Raw genomic sequence first — 8,553 nt, 5'->3', positions numbered from 1 at the left:
CCTCGACATGCTGCAGCAGCAGCGCTTGCGTCACCACCTGGCCGAAGCGGCCGAAGCCGACGACCACGACCGAGCCGCCCGCGCCGTCGAAATCCTCCTCCATCGTCTCGGCCGGGCCGGCGCGCCGCGCCAGCCAGAGGTCGATCAGCTTGGCGGCGACCGGCCCGAGCAGCATCGAGAGCGCCGCCAGCGCCGTCGCGATCGCGCCTTGCTGCGCGCTCAGCAGGCCCAGCGATGCGCCGAGCGGGATCAGCACGAAGGCGAACTCGCCCGCCGGCGAGAGCAGGGCGCCCGCCCGCAGCGCCTCGATCCGCGACGAACAGGAGACGCGCAGGATCGAGGCCGCGACCACGATCTTGAGCGCGACCAGCAGGGGCGCGGCGAGCGCCAGCAGCAGGGCGTTGTCGAGGACGAGCTGCAGGTCGCAGGACATGCCGACCGCCATGAAGAACAGGCCGAGCAGCACGCCGCGGAACGGCTCGATATCGGCCTCTAGCTCGTGCCGGAAATGCGAGTCCGCGAGCAGCACGCCGGCGAGGAACGCGCCCATCGCCATCGAGAGCCCGACCTGCTCCATCAGCATCGCCGCGCCGAGCACGATCAGCAGCGCGGCGGCGGTCATCACGTCCTTCGCGCCGGTTCCGGCGAGGATCCGGAAGAACGGGTTGAGCAGATAGCGGCCGACCAGCACGATCAGCGCCACCGCGAGCAGGGCGAGGCCCAGGCCCGCCAGCGTCGGCGCCTTGCCATTGACCGCCTCGCCCGTGGTCGCGAGCAGGGGCAGCAGCGCCAGCGCCGGGGCGATCGAGATGTCCTGGAACAGCAGGATCGAGAAGGTGCGCCTTCCATAGGTCTCGCTGCCGTCTCCCCGCTCTTCCAGGACCTGCAGGGCGATCGAGGTCGCGGAAAGCGCCAGCGCCAGGCCGACGGCGATGGCGCCGCCGGTCGTGAGGCCGAGCCACCAGGCCGCCAGGCCGATCACCGTGGCGCTGAGCGCCATCTGGGCGAGGCCGGCGCCGAGGATGTCCTTGCGCATGGAGTAGAGCCGGGCCGGCTGCAGCTCGAGCCCGACGAGGAAGAGCAGGAGCACGACGCCGAGCTCGGCGATACCGCGGATCGCGTCGGGATCCTTGACCAGGCCCAGCACCGACGGGCCGATGGCGATGCCGGCGGCGAGATAGCCGAGCACGGCCGATTGTCCGAGGCGACGGAACAGCGGCACCGCGATCACGGCGCCGGCGCAGAAGGTCAGGATCGGAGGCAGATAGCTGGTATGCGTGACATCGGCCATGGAGGATCGTCCGGGGAGGGTCTGTGCGGCGCCGCACAAGGCCGGGAGGCTGCAATCTAGGCGCTGGCGGGCCATGCTGCGAGGGTTGGCGGGCAGATAAGTCGCGCCTGTGGCTTTCGCCGCGGCGCCACGTTCCTTGACATACCCGACATCCCATCGAAAGAAGGCGCCAGTCTTTCCGGAGCCGTCCAGTCGCGTGACCAAGCCGCCGCTCGATATCCTGCTTTGCGCGCCGCGCGGTTTCTGCGCGGGCGTCGTGCGCGCCATCGACGCGGTCGAGAAGGCGCTCGCGCTGCATGGCGCGCCGGTCTATGTGCGCCACGAGATCGTGCACAACAAATACGTCGTCGAGTCGCTGAAGCGCAAAGGTGCGGTGTTCGTGGCGGAGCTCTCGGAAGTGCCCGACACCACCCGCCCGGTGATCTTCTCCGCTCATGGCGTGCCGAAATCGGTTCCGGCCGAGGCGCAGTCCCGCACCCTCTTCGCCATCGACGCCACCTGTCCGCTGGTCACCAAGGTCCATCGCGAGGCGGAGGTGCATCACAAGCGCAGTCGCCACATCCTGCTCGTCGGCCATGCCGGCCACCCGGAGGTGATCGGCACGATGGGGCAATTGCCGCCCGGCGCGATCACGCTGATCGAGACGCTCGAGGATGTCGCGACGCTGGTTCCGCCCGCCGGCCTGCCGCTCGCCTATGTCACCCAGACCACGCTCTCGGTCGACGACACGCGCGGCATCGTCCAGGCGCTGCAGGCCCGCTTCCCGGAGCTGATCGCGCCGCACAAGGAAGATATCTGCTACGCCACCACCAACCGGCAGGAGGCGGTGAAGCGCGTCGCTCCGCTGGTAGACGGGCTGATCGTGGTCGGCTCGCCGAACTCCTCCAACTCCCAGCGCCTGCGCGAGGTCGCCGAGCGGGCCGGATGCCCGGCGGCGCGGCTCGTCCTGCGTACCGACGAGATCGACTGGTCGATCTTCGGCTCGATCAAGCGGCTCGGCATCACCGCCGGCGCCAGCGCGCCGGAGGTGCTGGTCGAGGAGATCATCGACGCCTTCGCCGAGCGCTACGAGGTCCGGGTCGAGACCGTGTCGACGGCGGACGAGAGCGTCTTCTTCCCCCTGCCGCGCGAATTGCGCGACCATCCTGCGCCGACTGCGGCCGAGTGAGCGAATTTGGCCGTCTATACCGAAGTGCCCGACGATGAGATGGCCGCCTTCGTGGCGCGCTACGGCATTGGCGACCTGCTCGCCGCCAAGGGCATCGCGGAGGGGGTCGAGAACTCGAACTACCTGCTGCATACGACGCAGGGCTTCTTCATCCTGACCCTCTACGAGAAGCGCGTCAGGTCCGAGGACCTGCCCTTCTTCGTCGCGCTGATGCAGCATCTGGCGGACCGTGGGCTGAACTGCCCCGTGCCGATCCGGGACAGTCGCGGCGAGGCGCTGGGGCGGCTTGCCGGCCGGCCGGCGGCGCTCGTGACCTTTCTCGATGGGCTTTCGGTCAAGCGGCCGGGCGCCGTGCATTGCGCCGAGGTCGGGCGCTCGCTCGCGCTCCTGCACAAGGCGGGCGAGGGTTTTGGCATGGAACGCCCCAATGCGCTTTCGGTCCCGGGTTGGCGCCCTCTCGCCGAGCAGGCCGGCGCGGATGCCGACACGGTCTCGCCGGGGCTGGCCAGGCGCGTCATGGCCGAGATCGAGCGGCACGAGAAATCCTGGCCGCAGGGCCTGCCGGGGGGCGTCATCCATGCCGACCTCTTCCCCAACAACGTCTTCTTCATCAAGGACCGGCTCTCGGGGCTGATCGACTTCTATTTCGCCTGCACCGACGCCTTCGCCTACGACCTGGCGATCTGCCTGAACTCCTGGTGCTTCGAGGCCGACGCTTCGTTCAACCTCACCAAGGGCCAGGCGATGCTGGCAGGCTATGAAAGCGTGCGCCCGCTCACCGGCGCCGAGGTCGAGGCCCTGCCGGCGCTCTGCCGCGGCTCGGCTTTGCGCTTCCTGCTGACCCGGCTGGTCGACTGGCTGAACGTCCCGGCAGGCGCGCTGGTCAAGCCGCATGACCCGCTCGAATACGACCGCAAGCTCGCCTTCCACCAGCGTGTGGCCGATGCACGGGACTATGGATTGCGGCGATGAGCGAGGCGGTCGAGATCTGGACGGACGGGGCCTGCTCGGGCAATCCGGGGCCGGGTGGCTGGGGCGCGATCCTGTCCTATAAGGGCAAGGAGCGCGAGCTCTCCGGCGGCGAGGCGCTGACCACCAATAACCGCATGGAGCTGATGGGCGCGATCTCGGCGCTGGAGACGCTGACCCGGCCCTGCGCCGTCGCGTTGCACACCGACAGCCAATATCTGCGCCAGGGCATCACCAGCTGGATCCATGGCTGGAAGAAGAACGGCTGGAAGACCGCCGACAGGAAGCCGGTCAAGAACGAGGAGCTCTGGAAGCGCCTCGACACCGCGCTGAAGCAGCACAAGATCGAATGGAAATGGGTCAAGGGTCATGCCGGCGACGCCATGAACGAGCGCGCCGACGCGCTGGCGCGCGCAGGCATGGCGCCGTTCAAGCCGCGGCGGTGAGCGCGGGGCGCCGCTTCAGGGCGCAAGAACAGGTCAGGCTTCTATCCTGTAAAGGGATTGCACCAGCCCGGATGGGAAGGCCTTCGTCATCACATGGGTCAGCGGGATGTCGCTGTCGACGGGGCCGAAGAGCTGCCGACCTTCGCCAATAAGGACCGGGACCTGTGTCACCACCATATCGGCAATCAAGCCTTCGCGAAGGAAGGATTGCACGATCTGGCCGCCATCCACGTAGACGCGTCGCCAGCCTTCCATCGCCAGCATCTCCATCGTGGCCTTGGGTGTCATGTCCACGAAGCGGACGCGGCCCGTCAGATGCTCCGGAACCGGCGATGAAGCCAGGGCTTTCGACAATACGATGACGGGCCTGTCATAGGGCCAGGGTTCGGAGGCTGCTACGCCTTCGAAACTGCCGCGCCCCATCACGAGGCCGTCGATGTCCTTGATGAAATCCTGATAGCCGTGGTCTTCATCTGGATCATCGCGGCTGAGCAGCCAGTCGATAGTCCCATTCGTCCTGGCGATGAAGCCGTCCAGACTGGTGGCGATGAAGACGTGTCCGGTAATCATGCTGGCCCGAGGTTGGCAGTGGGGCGATGGTCGAAAAGATCGCAGGACGCGGTAGGTAAGCGCAACCTGAACTGACCACAATGGGGGGTTGCAGAGCGTCGGCTGTCAAAGATCGGGTTGGCGGGCGAGCGCCCATCCGCCGCTATCGGCCGGGTTGAACGACCCATTTCTCGAAATCCGCGGTGGAAATGTTCCCGCCGCAGAGAATCGTCGCCACGGTCATGCCGCGGAACCGGTCGCGGTTCTCCAGGATCGCCGCGATGCCGAGCGCCGCCGCCGGCTCCACGATCAATCCCGAGCAGCGGTAAAGCAGGCGCATGCCGTCCCTGATGCTGTCCTCGCTGACCAGGAATGCGTCGGTGGCCACCTCGCTGAGGTCGTCCAGCACCTCAGGGATCACATAGCGCCCGGCCACGCCGTCGGCGATGGTGTCGGGCGCGCCTGCGTCGACCACGCGGCCGGCCCGGAAGGACAGGGTCATCCCGGGCGCCTGCTCGGGCTGGACGGTCAGGATCTCGATGGCGGGAAGGCGGGACTTCATCGCATGGCCGACGCCGGTCGCCATCGCTCCGGCTCCGAGCGCAATCAGGACCGCATCGAGCGAGGGAGAGAACGCAGCCAACTCGAGCCCGATCGTCCCCGCACCCTCGCAAGTTCCGAGATTCTTGCTGTCCTCGATCAGGAAAGCGCCGGTCCGCTCCGAAAACTCGGCTGCCGCAGCCAGCGCTTCTTCGATCGCTCCATCCACGAGGATCACGTTGGCGCCCAGCGCCTTCATCCGCTCGATCTTCGACTGGTTTGCCTTCGACGATGCCGTGACCGTGACCGGCCAATCCCGTAGCCGGCCGCTATAGGCCAGCGCCTGACCAAGATTCCCGGCGCTCGCGCAGACGACCTTTTGAGGTCCGTTCCCCGACAGGAGGCCGGACAGGGCCGTTTCGACGCCGCGCCCCTTGAAACAGCGAATGGGGTTCACCGTTTCGACCTTCAGCACGATCCGGCAACCGAGTTCGCGGCTGAGGCTCTCGCAGACATATTGCGGCGAGTTCAGGAAGACCGGGTCGATCTTTCCAACGGCAGCCTCGATCCGCTTGATATCCAGACGCATGGCGGTCCTTCATCTGATCGCGTCAGGGCGGGTCGCCATTGGTGACGAAGCCCGGGCGCGTCAGCTCAGCGCCTGCCGATAGACGATGAACCCCGACTTGTCGGCGACCTTGTCGTAGAGCTCCTGCCCGGCGAGGTTGGTCTCGTGCGTCTGCCAGTAGACGCGATAGGCGTTCTTCGCCTGCGCCATCTGGCGCACGGCCTCGATCAGCTTGCGGCCGACGCCGCCGCCACGCGCGTCCGGCACCGTGAACAGATCCTGCAGATAGCAGATGTCCTTGGCGCTCCAGGTCGTGCGATGCATGACCCAGTGCACGATGCCGAGCATCCTGCCGTCGCGCTCGGCGACGAAGCCGCCCATCGGATCGGAGCCGCCCGTCAGGCGCTTGAAGGTCAGGTCGTAGAGCTCGGGCGGCAGGCTCGACTTGTAGAAGGTCAGGTAGCCTTCCCAGAGCGGTTCCCAGGCAGCGCGATCGCCGGCGACGAGAGGACGAATGGTGATCTCGGACATGGGGCAGCGTCTCCTCGATTTTATGGGGAGGCTAGCGAGCGCGCGCCGCGCTGTCTCATGACAAGCGCAGATCGGATCGATCGGATTCGCTGCTGGAATATATCAGGCGTCATGCTCGGGCGTTCGTCCCTTCTCCCCTTGCGGGAGAAGGTGGCGCGTAGCGCCGGATGAGGGGTCGCGCAGGTCTTGAAGGCTTCGGGAAACGCCTCGGTACGCTCACGATCAACGTCGCGAGACCCCTCACCCTGGCCCTCTCCCGCAAGGGGAGAGGGGACGGGCTTCGCCCCAGAATGACGGGCGTGAAATGGCGATCTCAGAGCTGCGTCAGCAGCGCCTCGGCGCCGGAGACGTCGGCCTTGCCCGGCGCGTCCTCGACGTTCAGCGCCTTCACCACGCCGTCCTCGACGATCATCGAATAGCGCTGCGAGCGCGTGCCGAGGCCGAAGCCGGAACCGTCGAGCGACAGCCCGATCTCCTTGGCGAAATCGGCATTGCCGTCCGAGAGGAACTCGATCACGCCGGCGCCGCCCGTCGCCTTCGACCAGGCGTCCATGACGAAGACGTCGTTGGTGCTGGTGACCATGATCGCGTCGGCGCCCTTGCCCTTGATCTCGGCGGCCTTGTTCAGGTAGCCCGGCAGGTGATTCTTGTGGCAGGTCGGCGTGAAGGCGCCCGGCACCGCGAAAAGCACCACCTTCTTGCCCTTGAACAGGTCATCCGTCGTCTTCGCGGCCGGTCCGTCGGCCGTCATGACCCGGAACGTCGCCTGCGGAAGCTTGTCACCCACCTTGATCGTCATCGCCTGTTCTCCGTGAGCCATGCGGCGCCGTGCCGCCTCGGTCACCGATTAGGGCTTGGCGACCGGGATGTCGAGTTCGAGCCGCGCTTCCACCGCCGCCGGCTTGCCCCGCACCGTCACGATGAAGGGGATCGGGCCCGAAGAGCCTTTCGGCCGATCGTTGATCTTGACCGTCGCCGCGATGGTGCCGTCCGGCTGCGGGCTGAGGCTCGGCTTGCCGAAGGACCACATGCCGGGACCTTCGACGAAGACGTCGTCGATCGTGCCGTCCGGCGGCGCCTGCAGCAGCAACTGCACGTTCGGCTCGGCGCCGGCTTCGCCGGGCTTCACCTCCAGGACGGAAATCTTGTCCTTGTGCGGGCCGAGCTTGACCGGGAGCGGCACGCGCTCCTGGAAGCTCTCGAGGCGCGGCGAGGTCACGGAGGTGACGCCGGGCTCGAGCCAGAGCCGGGCCTCGCCCTTGGCGGGGATGCACATCTTCTCGCAGACCGCGTAGTCGAGCTTGAGCACGACCATCACCGGCTGCGCCGGATCGACCGGCTGGACCGAGACCGGCACGACGACCTCGCCGACATAGCCGACCGAGTAGCCGTTGCCGTCCTCGAATCGTTCGGGAGCCGGCCAGCGGACATCGAGCCCGCCGACATTGAGCGAGCCGCTCCAGTCGAACACCGGCGGCACGCCCGCGTCGCCGGGGCTGCGCCAATAGGTCTTGTAGCCCGGCGACATGGTGATCTCGACGCCGATGCGCTGCTTGCCCGAGGCCGCGGTCGCCCCGGCAATGAGCCGGATCGACGAATGCGTGCTCGGCGACCACGGCGACACCGCCGCCTCCTGCGCCAGCGCAGGGACGCTCAGCGCCAAAGCGGCGAGGGCGGACAGGAGTGAAATCGATTTCACGGGTATCGTTCTAGGGAACTCGCCTTCGAAAAGCGAAACAATCTCTCTCACGATGGCTGGCGATCATGTGACACGGGTGAGGCCGGATATCGCGCAAGATTGGGGCGCAATCGCGATGACCTTTTTTCGCGCATCGGTCCCGGTTTCCAGCAACGCGGATTATGAATTAGCATGGGCCCATGAAACTCGGTTCGACCCAACGTGTCAGCGGACGCAGCTATCTCGACGGGCAATGCCTGATCGCGATGCCGGGCATGACGGATGCGCGCTTCGTGCGCAGCGTCGTCTATGTCTGCGCGCATTCCGAGGATGGCGCCATGGGCATCATCGTCAACAAGCCGGCCTCCGATACGAAATTTCCCGATCTCCTGGTGCAGCTCGACGTGATTCCGTCCGACGAGCTGATTCGCCTGCCGAGCCAGGCCGAGCGGATGCAGGTCCTGCGCGGCGGCCCGGTCGAGACCAAGCGCGGCTTCGTGCTCCATTCGGCCGATTTCTTCCTCGAATCGGCGACCTTGCCAATCGATAACGGCATTTGCCTCACGGCCACGCTCGACATCCTGCGCGCCATCGCCATCGGCAGCGGGCCGGAGAATGCGGTGCTGGCGCTCGGCTATGCCGGCTGGGGCGCAGGCCAGCTCGAATCGGAGATCCAGTCGAATGGCTGGCTGCATTGCGCCGCCGACGACGCCCTGCTGTTCGACGACGGCGTCGAGACCAAATACCAGCGTGCCCTGAACAAGATCGGCATCGACCCGGCTTTCCTGTCGAGCGAGGCCGGGCACGCCTAGC

General features: G+C 66.9%; 10 protein-coding genes. 4 read left to right on the top strand and 6 right to left on the bottom strand.

Annotated features, from left to right (window positions below; genetic code table 11):
* A partial coding sequence (locus tag ACTIF2_RS10905; protein WP_439497084.1) for a monovalent cation:proton antiporter-2 (CPA2) family protein occupies window positions 1-1,291 on the bottom strand: 1,291 nt, incomplete at its 3' end.
* Between the two features lie 196 nt (window positions 1,292-1,487).
* Between ACTIF2_RS10905 and ispH the strand changes: the two genes are divergently transcribed.
* From ispH to rnhA, 3 genes are read left to right on the top strand one after another with little or no spacing between them, the layout of a single operon-like run.
* A complete protein-coding gene (gene ispH / locus ACTIF2_RS10900) occupies window positions 1,488-2,459 on the top strand; it encodes a 4-hydroxy-3-methylbut-2-enyl diphosphate reductase (protein ID WP_439497083.1) in 972 nt (323 codons plus the stop codon).
* A gap of 6 nt (window positions 2,460-2,465) precedes the next feature.
* Window positions 2,466-3,431, top strand: coding sequence for a homoserine kinase (locus ACTIF2_RS10895; RefSeq protein WP_439497082.1), 966 nt, complete (start codon window positions 2,466-2,468; stop codon window positions 3,429-3,431).
* On the top strand, window positions 3,428-3,874 hold the full coding sequence (gene rnhA / locus ACTIF2_RS10890) for a ribonuclease HI (RefSeq protein WP_439497081.1): 447 nt from the start codon (window positions 3,428-3,430) through the stop codon (window positions 3,872-3,874). Before ACTIF2_RS10895 ends, rnhA begins: the two co-directional genes overlap by 4 nt.
* A 33-nt stretch (window positions 3,875-3,907) precedes the next feature.
* Here the strand turns inward: rnhA and ACTIF2_RS10885 are convergent, their stop codons facing one another.
* The 5 genes from ACTIF2_RS10885 to ACTIF2_RS10865 all read right to left on the bottom strand — a co-directional run bounded on the left by ACTIF2_RS10885 (window position 3,908) and on the right by ACTIF2_RS10865 (window position 7,761).
* Window positions 3,908-4,444 (bottom strand): dihydrofolate reductase family protein, encoded by a 537-nt coding sequence (locus tag ACTIF2_RS10885; protein WP_439497080.1) that lies wholly within the window; start codon window positions 4,442-4,444, stop codon window positions 3,908-3,910.
* 142 nt (window positions 4,445-4,586) lie between these two features.
* Complete coding sequence (locus ACTIF2_RS10880; RefSeq protein ID WP_439497079.1) at window positions 4,587-5,552, bottom strand: threonine ammonia-lyase; 966 nt, start codon at window positions 5,550-5,552, stop codon at window positions 4,587-4,589.
* Window positions 5,553-5,612: 60 nt separating this feature from the next.
* Window positions 5,613-6,062 carry a GNAT family N-acetyltransferase gene (locus ACTIF2_RS10875; RefSeq protein WP_439497078.1) on the bottom strand — a complete coding sequence of 150 codons (450 nt, stop codon included), beginning with the start codon at window positions 6,060-6,062 and terminating at the stop codon, window positions 5,613-5,615.
* A 313-nt stretch (window positions 6,063-6,375) separates the two neighbouring features.
* Window positions 6,376-6,861, bottom strand: coding sequence for a peroxiredoxin (locus ACTIF2_RS10870; protein WP_439497077.1), 486 nt, complete (start codon window positions 6,859-6,861; stop codon window positions 6,376-6,378).
* 48 nt (window positions 6,862-6,909) lie between these two features.
* Window positions 6,910-7,761: a protein-disulfide reductase DsbD domain-containing protein gene (locus ACTIF2_RS10865; RefSeq protein ID WP_439497076.1), complete on the bottom strand. Its 852-nt coding sequence runs from the start codon at window positions 7,759-7,761 to the stop codon at window positions 6,910-6,912.
* A gap of 179 nt (window positions 7,762-7,940) precedes the next feature.
* Between ACTIF2_RS10865 and ACTIF2_RS10860 the strand changes: the two genes are divergently transcribed.
* On the top strand, window positions 7,941-8,552 hold the full coding sequence (locus ACTIF2_RS10860; RefSeq protein ID WP_439497075.1) for a YqgE/AlgH family protein: 612 nt from the start codon (window positions 7,941-7,943) through the stop codon (window positions 8,550-8,552).
* Window position 8,553: the final 1 nt, after the last annotated feature.

Source organism: Allobosea sp. (assembly GCF_051860145.1).
Lineage (GTDB): Bacteria > Pseudomonadota > Alphaproteobacteria > Rhizobiales > Beijerinckiaceae > Allobosea.
Note: the sequence above shows the minus strand (reverse complement) of the source record. Positions and strands in the feature narration are given on the sequence as shown.

What these genes read in the sequence shown, in the direction of transcription:
- rnhA (WP_439497081.1), top strand. Translation starts at nt 3,428, where the DNA reads ATGAGCGAGGCGGTCGAGATCTGGACGGACGGGGCCTGCTCGGGCAAT.
- ACTIF2_RS10885 (WP_439497080.1), bottom strand. Translation starts at nt 4,444, where the DNA reads ATGATTACCGGACACGTCTTCATCGCCACCAGTCTGGACGGCTTCATC.
- ACTIF2_RS10880 (WP_439497079.1), bottom strand. Translation starts at nt 5,552, where the DNA reads ATGCGTCTGGATATCAAGCGGATCGAGGCTGCCGTTGGAAAGATCGAC.
- ACTIF2_RS10875 (WP_439497078.1), bottom strand. Translation starts at nt 6,062, where the DNA reads ATGTCCGAGATCACCATTCGTCCTCTCGTCGCCGGCGATCGCGCTGCC.
- ACTIF2_RS10870 (WP_439497077.1), bottom strand. Translation starts at nt 6,861, where the DNA reads ATGACGATCAAGGTGGGTGACAAGCTTCCGCAGGCGACGTTCCGGGTC.
- ACTIF2_RS10860 (WP_439497075.1), top strand. Translation starts at nt 7,941, where the DNA reads ATGAAACTCGGTTCGACCCAACGTGTCAGCGGACGCAGCTATCTCGAC.